This is a genomic window from Pseudomonas quercus (genome assembly GCF_012033695.1).
Taxonomy (GTDB): Bacteria; Pseudomonadota; Gammaproteobacteria; order Pseudomonadales; family Pseudomonadaceae; genus Aquipseudomonas; species Aquipseudomonas quercus.
Window position 1 is genome coordinate 528,957 of record NZ_JAAVJI010000002.1, and the last position, 21,843, is coordinate 550,799.

Annotated in this window: 16 protein-coding genes and 1 pseudogene; 15 read left to right on the forward strand and 2 right to left on the reverse strand. The window is 60.1% G+C overall.

Annotated features, from left to right (window positions below):
• The first annotated feature begins 255 nt into the window (after window positions 1–255).
• The 14 genes and pseudogenes from gap to HBH25_RS05770 all read left to right on the forward strand — a co-directional run bounded on the left by gap (window position 256) and on the right by HBH25_RS05770 (window position 17,804).
• Entirely contained in the window at window positions 256–1,257 is a 1,002-nt protein-coding gene (gene gap, locus HBH25_RS05710) for a type I glyceraldehyde-3-phosphate dehydrogenase (RefSeq protein ID WP_168082373.1), read from the forward strand.
• 83 nt (window positions 1,258–1,340) lie between these two features.
• The gene (locus HBH25_RS05715) at window positions 1,341–1,856 is read left to right on the forward strand and encodes an RNA polymerase sigma factor (RefSeq protein WP_168082375.1); all 516 of its coding nucleotides are present in this window, start codon (window positions 1,341–1,343) and stop codon (window positions 1,854–1,856) included.
• A gap of 1,363 nt (window positions 1,857–3,219) precedes the next feature.
• Entirely contained in the window at window positions 3,220–5,718 is a 2,499-nt protein-coding gene (locus HBH25_RS05720; RefSeq protein ID WP_195755875.1) for a TonB-dependent receptor, read from the forward strand.
• Between the two features lie 42 nt (window positions 5,719–5,760).
• Complete coding sequence (locus HBH25_RS05725; protein ID WP_168082379.1) at window positions 5,761–6,369, forward strand: biliverdin-producing heme oxygenase; 609 nt, start codon at window positions 5,761–5,763, stop codon at window positions 6,367–6,369.
• 61 nt (window positions 6,370–6,430) lie between these two features.
• A complete protein-coding gene (locus HBH25_RS05730) occupies window positions 6,431–6,835 on the forward strand; it encodes a YbaN family protein (RefSeq protein WP_168082381.1) in 405 nt (134 codons plus the stop codon).
• A gap of 377 nt (window positions 6,836–7,212) precedes the next feature.
• Window positions 7,213–8,238, forward strand: a pseudogene (locus tag HBH25_RS23690) (methyl-accepting chemotaxis protein); the annotation flags it as partial.
• A gap of 102 nt (window positions 8,239–8,340) precedes the next feature.
• Window positions 8,341–9,096, forward strand: a complete 756-nt coding sequence (locus tag HBH25_RS23695; protein WP_420708439.1) for a methyl-accepting chemotaxis protein — start codon at window positions 8,341–8,343, stop codon at window positions 9,094–9,096.
• 78 nt (window positions 9,097–9,174) lie between these two features.
• On the forward strand, window positions 9,175–9,534 hold the full coding sequence (locus tag HBH25_RS05740) for a DUF5064 family protein (protein WP_168082385.1): 360 nt from the start codon (window positions 9,175–9,177) through the stop codon (window positions 9,532–9,534).
• Between the two features lie 71 nt (window positions 9,535–9,605).
• Window positions 9,606–11,117 carry a sigma-54-dependent transcriptional regulator gene (locus HBH25_RS05745; protein ID WP_168082387.1) on the forward strand — a complete coding sequence of 504 codons (1,512 nt, stop codon included), beginning with the start codon at window positions 9,606–9,608 and terminating at the stop codon, window positions 11,115–11,117.
• Window positions 11,118–11,379: 262 nt separating this feature from the next.
• Window positions 11,380–11,757, forward strand: a complete 378-nt coding sequence (gene gcvH, locus HBH25_RS05750; RefSeq protein ID WP_168082389.1) for a glycine cleavage system protein GcvH — start codon at window positions 11,380–11,382, stop codon at window positions 11,755–11,757.
• A gap of 11 nt (window positions 11,758–11,768) precedes the next feature.
• A complete protein-coding gene (gcvP, locus tag HBH25_RS05755; protein WP_168082391.1) occupies window positions 11,769–14,627 on the forward strand; it encodes an aminomethyl-transferring glycine dehydrogenase in 2,859 nt (952 codons plus the stop codon).
• A gap of 65 nt (window positions 14,628–14,692) precedes the next feature.
• Window positions 14,693–16,069 carry an L-serine ammonia-lyase gene (locus HBH25_RS05760; protein WP_168082393.1) on the forward strand — a complete coding sequence of 459 codons (1,377 nt, stop codon included), beginning with the start codon at window positions 14,693–14,695 and terminating at the stop codon, window positions 16,067–16,069.
• Window positions 16,070–16,099: 30 nt separating this feature from the next.
• Window positions 16,100–17,227, forward strand: coding sequence for a glycine cleavage system aminomethyltransferase GcvT (gcvT, locus tag HBH25_RS05765; RefSeq protein WP_168082395.1), 1,128 nt, complete (start codon window positions 16,100–16,102; stop codon window positions 17,225–17,227).
• 364 nt (window positions 17,228–17,591) lie between these two features.
• The gene (locus tag HBH25_RS05770; RefSeq protein WP_003227496.1) at window positions 17,592–17,804 is read left to right on the forward strand and encodes a cold-shock protein; all 213 of its coding nucleotides are present in this window, start codon (window positions 17,592–17,594) and stop codon (window positions 17,802–17,804) included.
• Window positions 17,805–17,908: 104 nt separating this feature from the next.
• Here the strand turns inward: HBH25_RS05770 and lptG are convergent, their stop codons facing one another.
• Both lptG and lptF read right to left on the reverse strand, forming a co-directional pair.
• Window positions 17,909–18,970: an LPS export ABC transporter permease LptG gene (gene lptG, locus HBH25_RS05775; RefSeq protein WP_168082397.1), complete on the reverse strand. Its 1,062-nt coding sequence runs from the start codon at window positions 18,968–18,970 to the stop codon at window positions 17,909–17,911.
• Window positions 18,967–20,085 (reverse strand): LPS export ABC transporter permease LptF, encoded by a 1,119-nt coding sequence (gene lptF / locus HBH25_RS05780; RefSeq protein WP_168082399.1) that lies wholly within the window; start codon window positions 20,083–20,085, stop codon window positions 18,967–18,969. Before lptF ends, lptG begins: the two co-directional genes overlap by 4 nt.
• Window positions 20,086–20,315: 230 nt before the next feature.
• Here lptF and HBH25_RS05785 point away from each other — a divergent pair, with 230 nt between their 5' ends.
• Window positions 20,316–21,803: a leucyl aminopeptidase gene (locus HBH25_RS05785; RefSeq protein WP_168082401.1), complete on the forward strand. Its 1,488-nt coding sequence runs from the start codon at window positions 20,316–20,318 to the stop codon at window positions 21,801–21,803.
• The last annotated feature ends 40 nt before the right edge of the window (window positions 21,804–21,843 follow it).

A 21,843-nucleotide genomic window follows, 5' to 3' on the forward strand; every position in this document is an offset into this window, starting at 1 on the left:
CAGGCTTTCAGTGGGACCGTTGTCGGGCGCTGCAAAAGGATCCGCCTGGTTTCAAATCTTTCAACTTAACTGCCAGGGGTCGATCAAAAGACAGAGCCGTACCGGTCACGCGTTGTAGATAAAACAAAATTCTGCCATTAAAAAGGCTTGTTTTCTATTTCTATGCGAATAATCTTGTAATTCCAACAACAAAACAGATTTTCGCGGTTCCGGCTATGGTTTGGAAACGCTCACACTCTGACAGTAGGTAATGCCATGACCATTCGCATCGCAATCAATGGCTTCGGCCGCATCGGCCGAAACGTCCTTCGTGCACTGTATACCCAGGGGTACCGTCAGGACCTGCAGGTCGTCGCCATCAACGACTTGGGTGACAGTGCCATGAATGCCCACTTGCTCAAATACGACACCGTGCACGGTACGTTTGATGCCACAGTCGAGCACGATGAAAACGGCCTGAGTGTCAATGGAGACCGCATCGCGGTGTCGGCGATCCGCAACCCGGCGGAATTGCCATGGAAAGCCAACAATGTAGACGTTGTGTTCGAATGCACCGGTTTTTTCACCGACCGTGAAAAGGCTGCTGCGCACCTTACCGCCGGCGCTGGCAAGGTCATCATCTCGGCACCCGCCAAGGGCGCAGATGCCACGGTGGTGTATGGGGTCAACGATGACGTGCTGACCGCCTCCCATCAGGTCATCTCCAACGCCAGTTGCACCACCAACTGCCTGGCACCCGTGGCGCAGGTACTGGAACGCGAACTGGGTATCGAACAAGGCCTGATGACCACCATCCATGCCTACACCAATGACCAGAACCTGATTGACGTGTACCACACCGACCCCTTCCGGGCGCGCTCGGCCACCCAGTCGATGATTCCGAGCAAGACCGGCGCGGCTGAAGCCGTTGGCCTGGTGTTGCCAGCGCTGGCCGGCAAGTTCACAGGCATGGCCGTGCGCGTGCCCGTGATCAATGTGTCTGTGGTGGACCTGACCATCAACGTCAAGCGTGATACCACGGTTGCCGAGGTCAATGCCCTGATGAAGGCCGCAGCCGAAGGCTCCAAGGTGCTGGGTTACAACACCCTGCCGCTGGTGTCATGCGACTTCAACAACAACCCGCTGTCCTCGATCTTCGATGCCAATCACACCAAAGTCATCGGCCGTATGGTCAAGGTCATGGCGTGGTACGACAACGAATGGGGCTTCTCCAACCGTATGCTGGATAACTGCCTGGCACTGTGTAACGCCAAGTAATGGTTTCTCGGTGGGGCTGACTTGACCGGCTGAAAAGATGAGAAGCATTATCATCTGACCTCCGTAGCCAGGTCGTCCCCCCCGTGAATCCGTCCCGCCTCGACGCTGTCTTTCTGCGTCACCGCCTCAGCCTGCTGCGTACCCTTCACAGTATGGTAGGCGACCCACACGTCGCCGAAGACCTGCTGCATGACACATGGCTACGGGTGTCGCGGGCGCTGGCGGGCTATCACGTGGAACACCTTGAACCCTTCGTTTTTCAAACCGCCCGCCGCCTGGCGCTCGACCACCTGCGTACCCAGCGCCGGCACACGTGCATCCTGGACGGTGACCTGCCCTTGCAGGTTGTGCACAACATTCCCCAAGAAGGCAGCACCGCCGAAGACGCTGCGTACACCGATCAGCTCCTCCAGCGCCTGAGCAGGCGGGTCGCTCGGCTTACGCCACGACAACGCAGCATCTTCATTGAGAACCGGTTACACGGCCAGCCTTGCCCAGCCATTGCTCGGGCATTAGGGGTCTCGGCCAGCACCGTACAGAAGGAACTCAAGCAGGTAATGCGGATATGCCAGCAGGTCACAGAGGGCACCGGTGAATGACAGGCCTGCGCGCAACGCCTTAAGCTACCTGTAAGCGCCTGCGAAGCGGGCGAAATGATGTTCGCAGGCTTACGCCTACTCCCACAAAGACTGTGCTGCGTGCAGAAGAAACTCAGGCAGGTAATGCGGACATGCAAGCAGCTCACAGAAGGTACCTGTAGGAGCCTGCGAAGCGGGCGAATAATGTTCGCAGGCTTACGCCTACTCACACAAAGGCTGTGCCCCGTGCAGAAGGAACTCAGGCAGGTAATGCGGCTATGAAAGCAGGTTACAAAAGGTACCTGTCGGCGCCTGCGAAGCGGGCGAAATGATGTCCGCAGGCTTACGCCTACTCCCACAAAGGCTGTGCCCCGTGCAGAAGAAACTCAGGCAGGTAATGCGGACATGCAAGCAGGTCGCAGAAGGTACCTGTGGGAGCCTGCGAAGCGGGCGAATGATGTTCGCAGGCTTACGCCTACTCCCTCAAAGGCTGTGCGGCGTGCAGAAGGAACTCAGGCAAGTAATGCGGACATGCAAGCAGCTCACAGAAGGTACCTGTGGGAGCCTGCCAAGCGGGCGAATGATGTTCGCAGGCTTACGCCTACTTACACAAAGGCTGTGCCGCGTGCAGAAGGAACTCAGGCAGGTAATTCGGCTATGAAAGCAGGTCACAGAAGGTACCTGTGGGAGCCTGCGAAGCGGGCGAAATGATGTCCGCAGGCTTACGCCTACTCCCACAAAAACTGTGCCCCGTGCAGAAGAAACTCAGGCAGGTAATGCGGACATGCAAGCAGGTCGCGGAAGGTACCTGTGGGAGCCTGCGAAGCGGGCGAAATGATGTCCGCAGGCTTACGCCTACTCCCACAAAGGCTGTGCCCCGTGCAGAAGGAACTCAGGCAGGTAATGCGGACATGCAAGCAGCTCACAGAAGGTACCTGTGAGAGCCTGCGAAGCGGGCGAAATAATCTTCGCAGGCTTACGCCTACTCCCACAAAGGCTGTGCCCCGTGCAGAAGAAACTCAGGCAGGTAATGCGGCTATGAAAGCAGCTCACAGAAGGTACCTGTGAGAGCCTGCTAAGCAGGCGAAATAATCTTCGCAGGCTTACGCCTACTCCCACAAAGGCTGTGCCCCGTGCAGAAGGAACTCAGGCAGGTAATGCGGACATGCGAGCAGCTCACAGAAGGTACCTGTGGGAGCCTGCGAAGCGGGCGAAATGATGTCCGCAGGCTTACAGTTACTCACACAAAGACTGTACCCCATGGCACTGAACAACCCACCCAAAACCCTCCACGTCACCTGCTGAAAAAATTTACGCATTTGCCTCGCTCATTCGTCTCGTCTTTCTGCCAATGCAAACCATTCGCATCAAGACGGAGCTATTCATGTACCACCCTCTTCTACCCAGCGCCTTGCTGGCTTTCGCTGCCACTTTCGTCACCCCTGCGTTCGCTGAATCCGGTAGCCGCACGTTTAATATCGCTCAACAACCGCTGACCCACGCCCTTACTGCGTTCAGCCTGGCCACGGGATGGCAAGTGGAGGTTCCTACCGAACTGGGCAGCGACCTACTCTCATTAGGCGTGAGCGGGCATATGGCGCCGGAAGAGGCGCTGAAAAAACTGCTCGCAGGTACTGGGCTCGGTTATCGCCGGGTAGGCGAAGGTTCCGTTGTGCTAATGCGCCGGGCAGCAGCAGTGGAACTGGCACCGGTAACCGTAAGCGCCACGCGACGCGTCCAGGCCGTGACGGAGGTGCCTGGCACAGTGAGCGTGATTGACCGCCAGGTATTGGACCAAGGCAACGTCAACACCCTTCAGGACGTGGTGCGTTATGAACCTGGAGTGAGCGTGGGTGGTAGCGGCCAGCGTGCAGGCATCACGGGTTACAACATTCGTGGTATCGACGGTGACCGCGTCCTTACCCAGATCGACGGCGTGGGCATCCCGGAAAGCTATTTCTTCGGACCTTACGCGCAAACCCAGCGCAACTACGTAGACCCTGAGATCATCAAGCGCGTGGAGATCCTGCGCGGGCCCAGTTCTTCGCTGTATGGCAGCACGGCCATCGGTGGGGCAGTCAGTTATTACACGCTCGACCCTGCTGACATCATCAAGCCAGGGCAGGCCACTGGGGCGCGCCTGAAGGCTGGTTACAGCTCTAAAGACAACAGTTGGTTGAAGTCCGGTACCGTTGCAGGGCGCCAGGGTAATGTGGATGCACTTGTGCACCTGAGCCAGCGAGACGGCCACGAAACAGAATCCTTTGCCAGCCACGGCGGCAATGGGCTGGCCCGTACTGCCGCTAACCCTGAGAACACGCACAGCACCAACGTGCTCGCCAAGGCCGGGTGGACCTATGCGCAGGACGGGCGCCTGGTGTTCACCTATGAAAGGTTCAAAGGCAACAGCCAGGCCGACGTAAAAAGCGCCATTGGCGGGCCGTTCATCCAAGGCGTGGCGTCGGGCATGTACCGTTCCAGAAGCACGGACGACACACGCACGCGGGAGCGCTTCGGCATCGCCCATGACGTGACACTCGACAGCCCGCTGGCCGATGAAGCCAAATGGAGCTTGAACTACCAGTTGGCCAAGACTGACGAGCAGACCGACGAACTGTACGTTCCTTACACCCGCCAGGTGCTACGGCACCGGGAAACCTCATACAAGGACCGTCAATGGGCCTTCGATGGGCAGCTGGATAAAGCCTTCAGCCTGGGCGCTAGCGACCATGCATTGACCTACGGTGCTACGCTCAAGCGGCAAAAAATCACCAACCTGCGCTCCGGCTACGGTATCTGCCTGGCAAATGGTCGCAACTGTACCGCAGGCCAACCCAGCCCCGGTGACGCCTTGGCGCCGGAAAGCGATTTCCCGGACCCTACCGTCGATACGTACAGCGTGTTCGCCCAGGATGAGATCCGGTTGGGCAACTGGTCCTTGCTCCCTGGCGCGCGTTATGACTACACCCACCTGAAACCGAAGCTGACCGCGGCGTTTTTGCGCACCCTCAAGGGCAGCGATAACACCCAGTACAGCGACGACACCAAAACCTGGCACCGCCTCTCGCCCAAACTGGGCGTGACCTATGCCTTCACCGAGCATACCTCCTGGTATGGCCAGTACGCTGAGGGGTTCCGCACACCCACTGCCAAGGCCCTGTATGGCCGGTTCGAGCATGCTGCCAGTGACTATGTAGTAAAACCCAACCCGAACCTGGAGCCTGAAAAAAGCCGTAGTTTTGAAACCGGGCTACGAGGCTACTTCGAAGCAGGCAACTATGAGCTGGCCGTGTTCTATAACACCTACCGGGACTTCATCGACGAAAACCAGCTGCAAGGCGGCTACGACCAAGCCACGTTCCAGAGCAGCAATATTCGGCACGCCACGATTCGCGGCGTGGAAGCCAAGGGCCGGCTCAACCTGGACCGCTTCGGTGCACCGCAGGGCCTGTATACCCAAGGTTCGATCGCCTACGCCCACGGGCTCAACAGGGACACCGGCCAGCCCCTCAACAGCATCAACCCGTTAACGGGTGTGCTGGGCATTGGTTACGACCGGCCGCGCCATGGCGGGTTGCTCAGTTGGACCCTGGTCAATCGCAAAGGGCGCGTGGACAGCAGCCGCTTCAATACGCCTGATGGCGGCACCCTGTTCAAAACACCGGGTTTCGGCACGCTGGACCTTACCGGCTATTACAAGCTCAGTGACGACATCACCCTCAACGCAGGCCTTTACAACCTGGCCGACAAAAAATACTGGCTCTGGGACAACGTGCGCGGCTACGACAGCGTGGGTGAAGCCTCGGTCACTGCGCCTGCCAACCTGGACCGCCTTACTCAGCCAGGCCGCAACGTTTCGGTCAATCTGGTCTGGGACATCTAAGCCCCCTGCGTGTGCTGTCATCATTTCAAGGAGCGATTCCCAATGCGTCTACAGGCTTCTCCCGCACTCGAACCCGTCACGCCCCTACTGCGCTCGCAGCGCTTGAACCAGGCCACGCATGCCCCCCATGCAGCGCTTGATCAGCTGGTGAAAACGCAGGCGCCCTTCGATTCCCTCGAAGGCTTCGGCCGTTTCGTAACGGCCCAATACCTCTTCCAGGCAGACCTGGAAGGGCTCTACCAGGACCTGCACCTGCGTACCTGGTTTACCGACCTGCCCCGCCGCTGCCGCGCCGGTGACGCCCTGGCAGACCTCGCCGACCTGGGTGTAACGCCCCCCGAGCCGCCACCAGGAGGGCCTGCTGTGCTGAGCGTTGGTGAGTCACTGGGGTGGCTTTTTGTCTCGGAAGGGTCGAAACTCGGCGCCGCATTCCTGATCAAGCGTGCTGAAGCGCTCGGGTTGTCTGCCACCTACGGTGCTCGTCACCTGGCGGCGCCTGTAGAGGGCCGCGCGGCAAGCTGGAAGGGTTTCACCCAAGCGCTGGATGCGCTTGAACTAAGCCCCAGAGACGATGCACTGGCCCAAGCCGGTGCCCTGGCAGCCTTTCAACGCTTTACAGTACTGCTGCAAACCGCCTTTGCCCGTGCATAGGCCTGAACTCACCGCCCGGCCCGCCCATGGCGTGGCCTGGCCCGATCACTGCCCGGTGCCGATGACCGACCAGCTCCCCCCTACTCGCTCACGCCTGGCTCGCGTCCTCTATGGGGTGCTTGCGTATGTCTGCGTAGGCATTGGCATCGTTGCCATCTTCGTTCCTGGCCTACCCACCACCGAATTCATCCTCATAGCCGCCTGGGCGGCCACGCGCAGTTCTCCACGCCTGGCCGCCTGGCTGGAAAACCACAAGGTGTTTGGCCCCATCATTCGCAACTGGCGCCAAGGGAAGGTGATTACCCGCCGTTCCAAGGTCGCAGCCACCGGGAGTATGCTGGTGTGCGCGGTGATCATGTGGCTTACCTTGCGCCATTACTGGGCGATCTACGCAGCGATTGGCGGCATGGTGCTGGTCAATCTCTGGATCTGGTCACGGCCCGAGCAACCTAGAAGGCCCAGCTAGGCTCCACCGCTTGTCGGCAGATGATAAAGCCGTGGTCAAAGAGGCCGATGAGGAAGTAAAGCCGAACCCTCTGCTTCTGGGGAGGCCAGCCCTCGCCCTCTCAACTGCCCACGAGCACACTCATGCTGCAGTCCTTGTCCATTCGTTTGAAAATAGTGCTGCTGGCAGGCTTGTGCCTGGTTGCAGTAGTGGCCACCGTTGTTGGCATGAACCTTTACCAGAGCCGGGCAAATAATGCGCTGGTGAGCCAGTCCAGTGAACGCATGCTCACCACAAGCGTTGAAAAACTACTGCTGGCCCAGGCCGCCGAAAAAGCTACCTCGCTGCAAAAAGCCTATGGCGCAGACTTGGCACTCACCAGCGACCTGGCTGAGCAGATGGCCCAATTGAGCACTGCACGCAAACGCCATGATTTCGGCGCTGCCGCCCTGCGAGAAGAGGCTAACCAAGCCTTGTCGCTGGCGTTCAAGCGCAACCGCGACGTACTGGCGGTGTGGGCTGTGTTTCAGCCCAACGCCTTCGACGGCGACGATGCCGGCTTTGTCGCCGACCTGGCACGCGGCTCCAATGAAACCGGCCGTTTCAGCAGTTATTGGAGCCGTTACGACGGCAATGACAGCAATTCAGCCATCAATGAGGATGACCTCTCCAAGACCGAAATAAACGCCAGCGGCTTGCCGTTTAACAGTTGGTATACCTGCGCCCTGCAAGCCGGCAAGCTGTGCCTGCTGGAACCTTATGCCGACACCAGCGACGGCAAGACCTTGCTTATGACCACTCTCGCTGTGCCTATCCGGGTGGAAGGCAAAGTAGTGGGCGTGGCAGGGGTCGACTTGGCCCTGAACGCCTTGCAGGTCAGCGCTGTGAAAGCAAAAGGCGAACTGTTCGAGGGGGCGGGCCATATCATGGTGCTGTCCAGCAAAGGCGTACTGGCTGCCGACAGCAACACCCCTGATACGTTAGGAAAAACCCTCGAAGCAGCCTTAGGCGGTGAAGGCCGCGAAACCCTGCAGCAGCTACAAGGCGGTACGGCCAAGGTAGTACCCCATGGCGACTTGATTCGCGTCGTCTACCCCGTGGTGCCGGTGGAGGGTGTACCGGCCTGGGGCGTGGTGATTGACCTGCCACGCAATGTACTGCTGGCAGACGCCTTGCAGCTCCAGGCCCTGCTTGACCGTTCACAAACCAGTGGCGCCTTGCAGGCTTTGATGGTGGCCATCGTGGCAGGCTTGCTGGGGCTGGTGGTGCTCTGGTTAACGGCCTCAGGCGTCACCCGGCCTATCACCAGCGTTGCCTTGATGCTAAAGGACATTGCCAGCGGCGAAGGTGACCTGACGCGCCGTATTCACTATGCGCGTAAAGACGAACTGGGTGAGTTGGCCAACTGGTTCAACCGCTTCCTCGACAAGCTGCAACCTACGATCGCGCAAATCAAGGCCAGTGTCACCGAAGCCCGGAGCACAGCCGACCAGTCTTCGGACATTGCTCACAAAACCAGCGAAGGCATGCAGGTTCAATTTAGAGAAATCGACCAGGTGGCTACCGCGTCCAATCAGATGAGCGCCACCGCCCATGAAGTGGCCAACAGTGCTGCCAATGCCGCCAATGCCGCCAAAGGTGCCGATCAGGCTGCCCAGGATGGCCTGCGTATCATCAAGCGCAGCACCCTGGACATCAACGGCCTGGCTGAAGAAGTGAGCACGGCGGTAGGCCAAGTGCAAACCCTTGCCGTTAACAGCGAGCAGATTGGCTCGGTGCTGGAAGTGATACGGGGTATCGCGGACCAGACCAACCTGCTGGCACTCAATGCGGCTATCGAAGCGGCGCGTGCTGGGGAAAGCGGTCGTGGTTTCGCGGTCGTGGCTGACGAAGTGCGCAACCTGGCACGCCGCACACAGGATTCGGTAGGCGAGATTCGCCTAGTAATCGAACGTATCCAGGGGGCAACCCATGACGTAGTGGCCACCATGCACTCAAGCCAGGCCAAAGCCCAGGAGAACGCTACGCAGATCCTCCAGGCTTCGTCCGCGTTAAGCCGCATCAGTGAAGCAGTGGGCATCATCAGCGACATGAACCTGCAAATCGCCAGCGCCGCCGAAGAGCAGAGTGCCGTGGCCGAAGAGGTAAACCGCAATGTATCGGCGATTCGTGTGGTCACCGAGGCCTTGACCGTACAAGCTTCTGAGGCTGCCCAAGTCAGCAGCCAGCTCAACGCGCTGGCCGGCCAGCAGATGCGCCTGATGGACCCATTCAAGGTATAAGGCGGCCCACGCAGAGCACGTCTATGCTTGACCCTTCGACGCCCCGGCCTGCGGGGCGTTTCTGTCAAGGAGTACGTCATGTTCGAACCCGGCCACCTGCGCCTTGAGCACAGCCCCGTCCAGCCCCGTGATGTGGCATACCAACTGGACATTACTTACGAACCTCGCAGCGACGCCCGTGGCACTGTCATGCACTTCGAAGTGGCAGGTGACATTGCTGGCCATGCCTTGAACGAAGCACTGGACCTGCCAAGGGACCTGGCCTTCAACTTCGCCAGCGATATCGATCACCTGGCACGTCAACACGGCCTGCCTGCCACGCAAGTCATCCCTATCAGCGTGCATCACCAGTACGACGCCATGTTTGCTGATATCCAAAGCAAGCTTGAGCGACACGCGGGCGATACCATGGACCCAGCTCACCTGCCTGGCACCTGAGTGCGGGTTTCATCGGTAGCACTGGGGAGTGCATAATCCATGGCTTCTGACGTTCAGGCCCTGTTTTCCCCATGCGTATTCACGTCAGCTTTCAAGACCGTGTAGGCATCACTCAAGAGGTACTGGCCCTGCTGGGTGCCCGCAACCTGAACCTGGATGCGGTCGAGATGGTACCGCCCAATGTGTATATCGATGCCCCTACGCTCAGTGCTGCTGTACTGGACGAACTGCGCGGGGCGTTGTTTGCCGTGGCCGGTGTTCAGGCCGTCACGGTGGTAGACATTTTGCCAGGCCAGCGGCGCCACCTTCAGCTCGATGCGCTACTTGCCGCCATGAGCGACCCGGTACTGGCCGTGGACACTGCTGGAAAGGTACTGCTAGCCAACCCTGCCATGGTTTCGTTATGCGGTCGGGAACCCGCTGGCGAGCTGGTGGCACAGGTGTTCCGCGACACCAGCCTGCTGGAGGCACTGGTTGAGAATGGCTTCCGCCTGCCCCTCAGAGAAGTGTCGGTAGAGGGCGAAACCCTGATGCTGGACGCCACGCCCATCCCCCACGCCGGCGCGCTCATCACGCTCTACCCCCCCAACCGCATCGGCGAACGGCTGGCCGCCTTGCACCATGACCACGCTGAAGGCTTCGAGGCCTTGCTGGGCGAGTCCACCGCCATTCGCCAGCTCAAGGCGCGGGCACAACGCATTGCTACCTTGGATGCGCCTTTGTTGATTCAGGGGGAAACGGGTACGGGAAAAGAACTCGTCGCGCGCGCCTGCCATGCCGCCAGCGCACGCCATAGCTCACCCTTCCTGGCACTGAACTGCGCAGCGTTGCCTGAAAACCTGGCTGAAAGCGAGCTGTTTGGCTATGCACCTGGGGCGTTCACAGGCGCACAGCGCAATGGCAAGCCCGGCTTGATGGAGCTGGCGCACCAAGGCACGGTCTTTCTCGATGAGATCGGCGAAATGTCCCTCTACCTGCAGGCTAAATTGCTGCGGTTCCTCAATGACGGCAGCTTCAGGCGCGTAGGTGGCGACCGCGAGATCAACGTGAATGTACGGATACTGAGCGCCACCCATCGCAACCTGGACAAGATGGTGAGCGAAGGGACTTTCCGCGAAGACCTGTATTACCGGCTCAATGTACTCAACCTGGACGTACCGCCCTTGCGTGACCGAGGCCAGGACATTCTGCTATTGGCCCGTTGGTTCATGCGCCAGGCCTGTGCGCAGATCGGCCGCCCCATCTGCCGCCTGGCACCGGGCACCTACCCTGCCCTGCTGGGCAACCGTTGGCCCGGCAACGTTCGCCAGTTGCAGAATGTGATTTTCCGTGCAGCGGCCATTTGCGAAAGCACACTGGTGGACATTGGCGACCTGGACATTGCGGGTACGTCGGTGGCGCAGCAGCGTGACCGGGAAATCCATAGCCTGGAGCAGGCTGTGGACGATTTCGAACAGGCGCTGCTGGAAAAACTGTATACCGATTATCCGTCCACGCGGCAGTTGGCTGCGCGGCTGCATACGTCCCATACGGCCATTGCCAACCGGTTGCGCAAATACGGCATAGGGGTTACCAAAAGCTGACGTCGGCCGTGCCTACCGCTTGTGTCACGTTATCGATACAGCGTCTTCATTTCATTACACCTTAAGGGCCACCTAGGCCCTATGCCTGGCAAAAGCCGTAATGAAATCATTACATGCAATGCCGAAGGCTGTCGCCCTACATAGCCTTCTGGCCCAGCAAAACCGGGCATTTCTCTACGTTGGCAGCCTATTTGCAACGCCACGGCGATCCAGCCCGCATGGGCGCGTGTTTGCGGCCACCCTTGGCCATTTGGAGTGTTGCATGACTGTTTTGCGTTTCACCCACGAGCATGAATGGCTGCGTGCCGAAGCCGACGGCACTGTAACCGTAGGGATTACCGATTTCGCCCAGCAGGCCCTTGGCGACGTGGTGTTCGTACAGTTGCCGGACACCGGCGACTACACTGTGGAGGCTGAAGTGGCTGTGCTGGAATCTGTTAAAGCCGCCAGCAGCATCAACATGCCTTTGGATGGCGAGATCACCGAGGTTAACCCGGCCCTGGAAGGCAACCCTGAACTGGTCAATGAAGATCCCCTTGCACGTGGCTGGTTCTTCCGTTTCAAGCCTGTCGATGCGTCGCAACTCGATGGCCTGCTGGACCAGAACGCCTACGATCAATTGATCGCTGCCCAAGCCTGAGGACATTTGCCATGCCTTTTGACGTTGCCTTGACCACTGATAACGAATTCATTGGCCGCCATATCGGCCCACGCCCAGAAGACGAGCAGGCGCTGCTACAAACCCTGGGCTTCGATAGCCTGGACGGCCTGACCGCTGCAGTGATTCCCGCCACCATCAAGGGCACCAGTGTGCTGGATGCTGGCGATGGGCAAAGCGAAGCCGATGCACTGGCTGCGCTCAAAGCTATTGCTGGCAAGAACCAGTTGCTCAAGACCGTGATTGGGCAGGGGTACTACAACACCCATACCCCGGCACCCATCCTGCGAAACCTGCTGGAAAACCCAGCCTGGTATACCGCGTACACCCCCTATCAGCCTGAAATTTCCCAAGGCCGCCTTGAAGCCCTTCTCAACTTCCAGACGCTGATCAGCGACCTGACGGGGCTGCCCATTGCCAATGCCTCGCTGCTGGACGAAGCCACCGCCGCCGCCGAAGCCATGACCTTCTGCAAGCGCCTGTCGAAAAACCGTGCCAGCACCGCTTTCTTCGCGTCGGTGCATTGCCACCCGCAAACCCTTGCGGTGCTGCGTACGCGCGCCGAGCCGCTGGGCATTGAGGTGGTGGTAGCCGATGAGCACAACCTGGAGGACACCAGCCGCTTCTTCGGTGCCCTGCTGCAATACCCTGCCAGCAACGGGGATGTGCTGGATTACACCGCCGTTGTGGAGCGCTTCCACGCCAGCCAGGCACTGGTGGCCGTCGCCGCTGACTTGCTGGCCCTGACCCTGCTCACACCCCCTGGCGAATTCGGCGCTGACGTGGCCATTGGCAGCGCACAGCGGTTCGGCGTGCCCCTAGGCTTCGGCGGCCCTCATGCCGCTTACTTTTCTACCCGGGACAGCTTCAAACGTGACATGCCGGGCCGCCTGGTGGGCGTGTCCATCGATCGCCATGGCCAACCTGCCTACCGGCTGGCCATGCAAACCCGCGAGCAGCATATCCGTCGAGAGAAGGCCACTAGCAACATTTGCACCGCGCAGGTGCTCTTGGCCAACATCGCCAGCATGTATGCGGTGTACCACGGGCCTCAGGGCCTGCAGCAGATCGCTAAACGCACCCATGCCCTGACGGCGATTCTGGCGGCAGGCCTCCGTGACATGGGGGTAGTGGTCGAGCAGACGCACTTCTTCGACACCCTGACACTGCACACAGGGGCTGCCACCGCTGAGCGGCATGCCAAGGCACGGGCGGCGGGCTACAACCTGCGCCAGGTAGACGCCGAGCGTGTGGGCGTGTCCTTGGACGAAACCAGCCGGCAGGCCGACGTGGAAGCGTTGTGGGCTATTTTTGCCACCGGCCAGCAGCCAGCTTTCGCTGCTGTTCAAGGCAGTGCCTCCAGTGCATTGCCTGAGGGGCAACTGCGCCAAGGTGCTCTGCTCAGCCACCCCGTATTCAACCGTTACCACTCTGAAACCGAGTTGATGCGTTACCTGCGCCGCCTGGCCGACAAGGACCTGGCCCTGGACCGCACCATGATTCCGCTGGGCTCCTGCACCATGAAGCTCAACGCGGCCAGCGAAATGATCCCGGTGACTTGGGCCGAGTTCGGAAACCTGCACCCCTTCGCTCCCGTAGAGCAAAGCCAGGGCTACACCGAGCTGACCAAAGAGCTTGAAGCCATGCTCTGCGCAGCCACGGGTTACGACGCTGTCTCGCTGCAACCTAATGCGGGCTCACAAGGTGAGTACGCCGGCTTGCTGGCCATTCGTGCCTACCACCAGAGCCGTGGTGATACCCAGCGCGACCTGTGCCTGATCCCTTCTTCTGCCCACGGCACCAACCCTGCGACCGCCCACATGGCCGGCATGCGCGTAGTGGTTACCGCCTGTGATGCGCGGGGCAATGTGGATATCGACGACCTGCGTGCCAAGGCCGAGGCGCATAAAGATCACCTGGCTGCCCTCATGATTACTTACCCGTCCACCCACGGGGTGTTTGAAGAAGGGATCGGCGAAATCTGCCAGATCATTCATGACAACGGCGGCCAGGTGTACATCGACGGCGCCAACATGAATGCCATGGTGGGCCTGTGTGCACCAGGCAAGTTCGGCGGCGACGTATCTCACCTCAACCTGCACAAGACCTTCTGCATCCCCCATGGCGGCGGCGGCCCAGGTGTGGGCCCGATCGGCGTAAAAGCGCACTTGGCCCCTTTCCTTCCTGGGCATGAAGCGCTGGAGCGCAAAGAAGGCGCCGTCTGCGCTGCTCCGTTCGGCAGCGCGAGCATTCTGCCCATCACCTGGATGTATATCCGGATGATGGGGGGAGCAGGCCTCAAGCGTGCCTCGCAAATGGCCATCCTCAACGCCAACTACATCGCCCGCCGCCTGGAAGAGCATTACCCAGTGCTCTATACCGGCAGCAATGGCCTGGTGGCCCATGAGTGCATTCTTGACTTGCGCCCGCTCAAGGACAGCAGTGGTATCAGTGTGGACGACGTGGCCAAGCGCCTGATCGACTTTGGGTTCCATGCCCCTACCATGTCGTTCCCGGTAGCAGGCACCTTGATGATCGAACCCACTGAAAGCGAATCCAAGGAAGAGCTGGACCGCTTCTGTGACGCCATGATCTGCATTCGCGAAGAGATTCGTGGTGTGGAGAGCGGCGCGCTGGACGCCGAGGACAACCCGCTGCGCAACGCGCCGCATACAGCTGAGGAATTGCTGGGCGAGTGGCCCCATAGCTACAGCCGGGAACAAGCGGCCTACCCGCTGGCCAGCCTCAAGGCTACTAAGTACTGGCCGCCGGTTGGCCGGGTGGACAACGTGTTTGGCGATCGCAACCTGGTGTGCGCCTGCCCGCCCATCGAAGCCTATCAAAACGCGTGAGCCAGGCTCTGACACGAGGGGCCACAACCGTGGCCTCTTTTTCTCAGTTTTATCCTGGAATGCTCATGTCCTTAAGTGTGTTTGACCTGTTCAAGGTGGGTATTGGCCCCTCCAGTTCCCATACCGTGGGGCCCATGCGCGCTGCTGCGCGCTTTGCCGAAGGGCTTCGACGCGAAGGGATGCTGGCCAGCGTGGCCCAAGTGAAAGTAGAGCTGTATGGCTCGCTAGGTGCAACGGGCAAAGGGCATGGCAGTGACAAAGCGGTGCTCATTGGCCTTGAAGGCGAGCAGCCTGACACAGTAGACACCACGACCATCGATGCTCGCCTGGCCGCCATTCGCAGCACAGGCCGGCTGCGGCTGCTGGGCGAACACGAAATCGACTTCGTCGAAAAACAGCACTTGGCAATGATCCGCAAGCCCTTGCCTTACCACCCCAACGGCATGATTTTTCGTGCCTTCGACGGGGCTGGCCTGCAGGTACGCAGCCGGGAGTATTATTCGGTGGGCGGTGGGTTCGTGGTGGATGACAACGCTGCCGGTGCAGACCGCATCGTGGCCGATACCACCACACTGCCCTACCCGTTCACCCTGGCCAAGGAATTGATGGCCCACTGCACGGCGCAACACCTGCCTATCAGCCAGATCATGCTGGCCAACGAAAAGGCCTGGCGCCCGGAAGCTGAAACTCGCGCCGGCCTGCTGCACATCTGGCAGGTGATGCAACAGTGCGTAAGTGCAGGTTGCGAGAACGAAGGCATCCTTCCGGGCGGCCTGAAAGTGAAGCGCCGCGCAGCAGGGTTGTACCGCCAACTGCGCAGCAACCCAGAGGCCGCGCTGCGCGACAGCCTGTCCGTGCTGGACTGGGTCAACCTCTATGCCCTGGCCGTGAATGAAGAAAACGCCAGCGGCGGCCGCGTGGTCACCGCCCCTACCAATGGCGCAGCTGGCATCGTACCGGCTGTACTGCACTACTACATGCGGTTTGTGCCTGGGGCCAACGAGGACGGCGTGGTGCGCTTCCTGCTTACCGCCGCCGCCATTGGCATCCTGTACAAGGAAAACGCTTCAATCTCGGGGGCTGAAGTCGGCTGCCAGGGCGAAGTGGGCGTGGCCTGCTCGATGGCCGCCGGTGGGCTGTGCGAAGTCATGGGCGGCACCGTGCAGCAGGTCGAAAATGCGGCAGAAATCGGTATGGAGCACAACCTGGGGCTGACCTGCGACCCTATTGGCGGCTTGGTTCAGGTGCCATGCATCGAGCGCAACGCCATGGGATCGGTAAAGGCGATCAATGCCGTGCGCATGGCCCTGCGTGGCGACGGCCAGCATTTTGTATCGCTGGATAAAGTCATCCGCACCATGCGCCAGACCGGCGCTGATATGAAAAGCAAGTACAAGGAAACCGCGCGCGGCGGCTTGGCGGTAAACATTATTGAATGCTGACGGCCATGCCGCAGCAGAAGGAGCACAGCAATGTCCGACACCCTTTTGAAAACCCCTTTGCATGCCCTTCACCTGGAACTGGGTGCGCGCATGGTGCCTTTTGCCGGGTACGACATGCCGGTGCAATACCCCTTGGGCGTACTGAAGGAGCACTTGCACACCCGCGAGCAGGCTGGCCTGTTCGATGTATCACATATGGGGCAGATCCGGCTGCTGGGCGAGCATGCTGCGGCGGCACTGGAAGCGCTGGTGCCAGTCGACATCATCGACCTGCCGGTAGGCACCCAACGGTATGCACTGTTCACTAACGACCAGGGCGGCATTCTCGATGACCTGATGGTGGCCAAGGTTTCGGAGACAGAACTGTTTCTGGTGGTCAACGCGGCCTGTAAGGAGGCAGACCTTGTACACCTGCGTAGCCACCTTGCCAGCCACTGCGTGATCGAGCCTTTGTTCGAAAGCCGTGCCTTGCTGGCGCTGCAAGGCCCCAAAGCCGTGGACGTGCTGGCGCGGTTGCACCCTGCAGTGTCGAACATGACCTTCATGCAGTTTGCAGCCTTGGAGCTGGCAGGCATTGCCTGCTACGTAAGCCGCTCGGGCTATACCGGTGAAGATGGCTATGAGATTTCCGTACCCGTGGAACTGGCCGAAACACTGGCCCGCCGCCTGCTAAGTGAGCCTGAAGTGCAGCCTATTGGCCTGGGAGCGCGAGACTCGCTACGCCTGGAGGCCGGCCTATGCCTGTACGGGCATGACATGAACGCCGAACTTACGCCAATAGAAGCCAACCTGGGCTGGGCCATTTCCAAAGTGCGCCGCGCTGACGGAGCACGTGCCGGCGGGTTCCCTGGTGCGGAAACTATCTATGCCCAACAGAAAGACGGCGTGCCCCGCAAGCGGGTCGGCTTGCTGCCCCAGGAACGCATGCCGGTACGCGAAGGCGCTCAAGTAGTAGATGCCGAGGGCAATGAAGTGGGCCAGGTCTGCAGTGGTGGCTTTGGCCCTACATTGAATGCCCCGGTTGCGATGGCGTGGATAGATACGCACCTCAGTGGGTTGGAGACCGAACTCTGGGCACTGGTACGGGGCAAGAAGGTACCTGTGAAAGTGTCACGCATGCCCTTTGTAGCGCAGCGTTATTATCGGGGCCAAGCGTAAATAGGCATTACAGCGAATTCGACCTTAATAACCCGGTCATGGCGCTGAGCTTGCATGGCATAGCCAGCGGCTTCGGCAGTGTTATGTCCGCCGAGGCACTGCGCTGAGCACATAGGAACAGGACCGCAAAACGGGTATGAAAAAGGCATAAAAGCTAGCAGTTTCAGGGCTTGTTTTTGTGACTAAAGCTAGCGTAGAGTCGTCTGCACTGAGTTTGCATGGGTCGCTTTGGTTCGTGACCTGGGCAGTAGCGCTAGGCTTTGCTACAACCCGTTCTGCGTCTCTTACTTTCCTGCAACCAGTAATAGCGGCCTTCAAATTGAGCGCCAGCTGAAATCACTATTGAGCTTCAAGGAAATAAGACATGAGCACTCGTCAGAGCGGTACCGTCAAGTGGTTTAACGACGAAAAAGGTTTTGGTTTTATCACGCCTGAAAGCGGTCCGGATCTGTTCGTGCACTTCCGCGCTATCCAAGGCAACGGTTTCAAAAGCCTGAAGGAAGGCCAGAAAGTGACCTTCGTCGCGGTGCAGGGCCAGAAAGGCATGCAAGCGGACGAAGTTCAAGCCGAAGCCTGATCACCTTCGCACAAAAAGCCCCGGCTAGTGATAGCCGGGGCTTTTTTATGGGCGCCTGTTTTTGTCAGCTTTTAACAGACCACCGCCCAAAGGCGCTGATAGCCCTACCCAGCCCTGCGCAACAGCCACACGCCTGCTATGCCGCAGATCGTCGCAGGCAAGGCAACCGCCAATAGAGGCGGGAAGCCGAACACCAGGCTCGAAGGGCCAAGCAAGTCTTGGGCAATGCGGAACACGAAACCTACCAGCACCCCGGTAAACACACGCTGGCCCAGGGTGACGGAGCGCAGCGGGCCGAAGATGAAGGAGATCGCCATCACTACCAAGGCGGCAGTTACGAAGGGTTGCAATACTTTTGTCCAGAAGGCCAACCAGTACTTCCCGCTGCTCAGCCCCTGGGCGCCCAGGTAATGCACATACGCCCACAAACCCGTGATGGAGAGGGATTCAGGGGCCATGACCACAGTGCTCAACAGCTGCGGGGTAAGGGCCACGTCCCAGCGTACTGTGTCTGCAGGCACAACCTCGGTATGGTCCCCTTTGAACACAGTGGTAGTGACCTCGCTCAACTGCCAGTGGTCCTGTGCATACACGGCCTTGCGAGCGAAGCTGGACTGCTGAAGGTGGTGCTGGGCGTCGAACTCGTAACGGGTTACGCCATATAGCAACCCGTTGGGCTGCACGGTATTGATGTGGATGTACTCGTTGCCCTGGCGGTGCCACAAGCCGTGCTTACCGCTTTGGGCATCACCACCGCCCTGTGCGAGGGAGCGGGAGGCCTGGGCCTGGTCTTCAGCTGGCGGCGCCACGTATTCGCCGATCAGCACGCCTGCCACCATCAGCACCAGCATCGGTTTCATTACGGCCCATACGATGCGCGAGATGGATACGCCTGCTGCCCGCATGATAGTCAGTTCGCTGCTGCTGGCCAGGCTGCCCAGGCCGATCAGGCACCCAATGAGAGCGGACATGGGCAGCAGTTCATACAGGCGCCGTGGTGCGGTGAGGAGTACGTACCAAGCCGCATCCCCCAACGTATAAGTGTCACTAAGGTCGCTCAGCTCGTCGATGAGCGCGAACAAGGTGGCCAGGCCCAGGATGATGCCCAGCACCGCCAGGATAGCAACGAACACGCTGCGACCGATGTAACCGTCAAGCTTCTTCATTTTGCCACCCCAGCCCGGCTACGACGCTGCGCCTGCGAAAGACGCAGGGGTTGCCACCCCATCAGCCCTATCCCGATGGCGAGGAACAGCCCATGCACCCACCACAGGCCAAGGCCGATGGGCAGGCGCCCTTTCTCCACGGCACTGCGTACCGAAATCAGGATAGTAAGGTAGGCCATGTACAGCAGGATGGCCGGTAACAGCTTGAGGAACCGGCCTTGGCGCGGGTTCACCCGTGACAGGGGAACGGCCATGAGCGTAACGATGAAGACCAGCAGAGGCAACGAGAGCCGCCATTGAAGTTCAGCACGGTCACGCAGCACGGTGGACCCGAACAGGGTGGACGTTGGAATGGCCTCGCGCTCGCTGATGTCATCGCTCACCTCAGGCTTTGGCAGCATTACGCCATAGGTGTCGTACTTGATGGCGCGGTAATCGGGTTGGCCCGGGTTACCGTCGTAGCGGTAGCCGTTCTCGAGGATCAGGTAACGGTTACCGTTGGTGTCCACCTCTTGGCGACCTTTGTCGGCTACCAGTACCGAAATGCCCCGATCCTTCTTGCCATCGGTAGAGGCGCGTTTTTCCGAGATGAATACGCCGCCCAGGTTGACACGGTCTTCGGAGAGCTCTTCGGTATAGGTGACGCGCGTGCCATCACGCAGCATCTGGAAGCGCCCCGGTACGAGCGTGTCGAACTCGGTCAGCGCATCCTGCTGGTTTATCAGTTGGGCAAACCGCGTTGCGCCCAGGGGCGCCAGGCTGAAACTAAGCCAGGCGACCAGCAGGGCAACCACGGTGGCCGGGATCATGGTGATGCCCAGCAAGCGCCCTGGGCTCATACCAGTGGCAGACAGCACCGTCATCTCGCTTTCCAGGTACAGCCTGCCGTAAGCGAGCAGAATGCCCAGGAACAACCCCAACGGGAGAATCAGCTGCAGGAAACCCGGCAGCCGATAGCCCATGATCTGAAATAGAACACCGGGGTCGAGCGCACCGCTGGCCGCCTGGGCCAGGTACTTGATAAAGCGCCCACTCATGATGATAACCAGCAGCACGGCGCTGACGGCACTGAGGGTCACCAGGACTTCGCGGGACAGATAACGGAAAACGATCAAACCAGACACTCCGGGGTAACCAGCCTTGACGGCCATGCGCTTGTGCGATTACGCACAGGCCCGACGGAAAAAGTGGGCGCATTATCCTGTGAATGTGGGTGCCTGTCACTTGGCGGCGTGCCATCGGGGTTGTCAGCGACAGAGACACAGGCTCAAACTGAACGCTTACGCCTGCGCGACCACGAGGCACAGGGCCGCGTGGCAGTCGAACCACTGATTGGGGACGTTACATGGAACTGCTTGTAAAAAGCGTGAATGCCGAGACGCTCAAGACCGCAACCCTGGTGGTGCCGGTCAGCGAAGGCCGCAGCCTGGGCGCTGTGGGCAGAAAGCTTGACGAACAGAGCAGCGGCGCCATCAGCGCGATTCTCAAGCGTGGTGACCACGAAGGCAAGCCCGGCCAGACCCTGCTGCTGCACAGCCTGCCTGGCATCAAGGCCGAGCGGGTACTGCTGCTGGGCATCGGTAAAGACGCACTGGGCGACCGCCCCTTCCGCAAGGCCATAACCTCCGCCCTGGGCGTATTGAAAACCCTCGGCGGCGCTGATGCAGTGCTGGCACTTGACGAAGTGACTGTTGCCAACCGCGATACGTACAGCAAGGTCCGCCTGCTGGCCGAAACCGTGCTGGACGCCGGTTATGTGTTCGAACGTTACAAAAGCAAGAAGGCAGACCCACGCGCGCTGAAGAAAATCACCCTGGCCACCACCAAGGTGGACACCGCAGAGGCTGAACGCGCCGTTCAGCACGCACGCGCCATCGCCTTGGGCATGAGCCTGACGCGGGACCTGGGCAACATGCCACCGAACATCTGCCATCCCACCTTCCTTGGCGAGCTGGCAAAGGGCCTGGCCAAGGAGCACAAGAACCTCAAGGTGGACGTGCACGACGAGAAGAAGCTTGCGCAGTTGGGCATGGGCTCGTTCCTGGCCGTGGCCCAGGGCAGTGCACAGCCTCCGCGCCTGATCGTGGCGCAATACCAGGGTGGTGCCAAGGCAGACCAGCCCTATGTGCTCATCGGCAAAGGCATCACGTTCGACACCGGCGGCATCAGCATCAAGCCATCGGCCGGCATGGATGAAATGAAATTCGACATGTGTGGCGCTGCCAGCGTGTTCGGCACCCTGCGCGCGGTGCTTGAGCTGCAACTGCCCATCAACCTCGTCTGCCTGATGGCTTGCGCGGAGAACATGCCCAGCGGCACTGCCACGCGCCCTGGCGACATCGTGGAAACCATGAGCGGGCAAACCGTCGAGATTCTCAACACCGACGCCGAAGGCCGCTTGGTGCTGTGCGACGCCCTGACCTATGCCGAGCGCTTCAAACCCAAGGCTGTGGTGGACATCGCTACCCTCACCGGTGCCTGCGTGGTTGCCCTGGGCGGGCATACCTCTGGCCTGCTGGGCAACAACGATGGCCTGATCAGCGACCTGCTGGACGCCGGCCGCCGGGCCGATGACCGTGCCTGGCAACTGCCGTTGTTCGACGAGTACCAGGAGCAGCTGGACAGCCCGTTCGCCGACATCGCCAATATCGGTGGCCCGAAGGCCGGGACCATCACGGCCGCTTGCTTCCTGTCGCGCTTTGCCAAAAGCTACGACTGGGCGCACCTGGACATCGCCGGTACTGCCTGGCTCAGTGGCGGCAAGGACAAGGGCGCCACAGGCCGCCCGGTACCCCTGCTGACCCAGTATCTGCTCGATCGCGCTGCAGGCTGAGGGGCCGCCCCTGGCCGATCGCTCGCCAGGGGCACCTTGA

What these genes read in the sequence shown, in the direction of transcription:
- gap (WP_168082373.1), top strand. Translation starts at nt 256, where the DNA reads ATGACCATTCGCATCGCAATCAATGGCTTCGGCCGCATCGGCCGAAAC.
- HBH25_RS05720 (WP_195755875.1), top strand. Translation starts at nt 3,220, where the DNA reads ATGTACCACCCTCTTCTACCCAGCGCCTTGCTGGCTTTCGCTGCCACT.
- HBH25_RS05725 (WP_168082379.1), top strand. Translation starts at nt 5,761, where the DNA reads ATGCGTCTACAGGCTTCTCCCGCACTCGAACCCGTCACGCCCCTACTG.
- HBH25_RS05730 (WP_168082381.1), top strand. Translation starts at nt 6,431, where the DNA reads ATGACCGACCAGCTCCCCCCTACTCGCTCACGCCTGGCTCGCGTCCTC.
- HBH25_RS23695 (WP_420708439.1), top strand. Translation starts at nt 8,341, where the DNA reads ATGCAGGTTCAATTTAGAGAAATCGACCAGGTGGCTACCGCGTCCAAT.
- HBH25_RS05740 (WP_168082385.1), top strand. Translation starts at nt 9,175, where the DNA reads ATGTTCGAACCCGGCCACCTGCGCCTTGAGCACAGCCCCGTCCAGCCC.
- HBH25_RS05745 (WP_168082387.1), top strand. Translation starts at nt 9,606, where the DNA reads ATGCGTATTCACGTCAGCTTTCAAGACCGTGTAGGCATCACTCAAGAG.
- gcvH (WP_168082389.1), top strand. Translation starts at nt 11,380, where the DNA reads ATGACTGTTTTGCGTTTCACCCACGAGCATGAATGGCTGCGTGCCGAA.
- gcvP (WP_168082391.1), top strand. Translation starts at nt 11,769, where the DNA reads ATGCCTTTTGACGTTGCCTTGACCACTGATAACGAATTCATTGGCCGC.
- HBH25_RS05760 (WP_168082393.1), top strand. Translation starts at nt 14,693, where the DNA reads ATGTCCTTAAGTGTGTTTGACCTGTTCAAGGTGGGTATTGGCCCCTCC.
- gcvT (WP_168082395.1), top strand. Translation starts at nt 16,100, where the DNA reads ATGTCCGACACCCTTTTGAAAACCCCTTTGCATGCCCTTCACCTGGAA.
- HBH25_RS05770 (WP_003227496.1), top strand. Translation starts at nt 17,592, where the DNA reads ATGAGCACTCGTCAGAGCGGTACCGTCAAGTGGTTTAACGACGAAAAA.
- lptG (WP_168082397.1), bottom strand. Translation starts at nt 18,970, where the DNA reads ATGAAGAAGCTTGACGGTTACATCGGTCGCAGCGTGTTCGTTGCTATC.
- HBH25_RS05785 (WP_168082401.1), top strand. Translation starts at nt 20,316, where the DNA reads ATGGAACTGCTTGTAAAAAGCGTGAATGCCGAGACGCTCAAGACCGCA.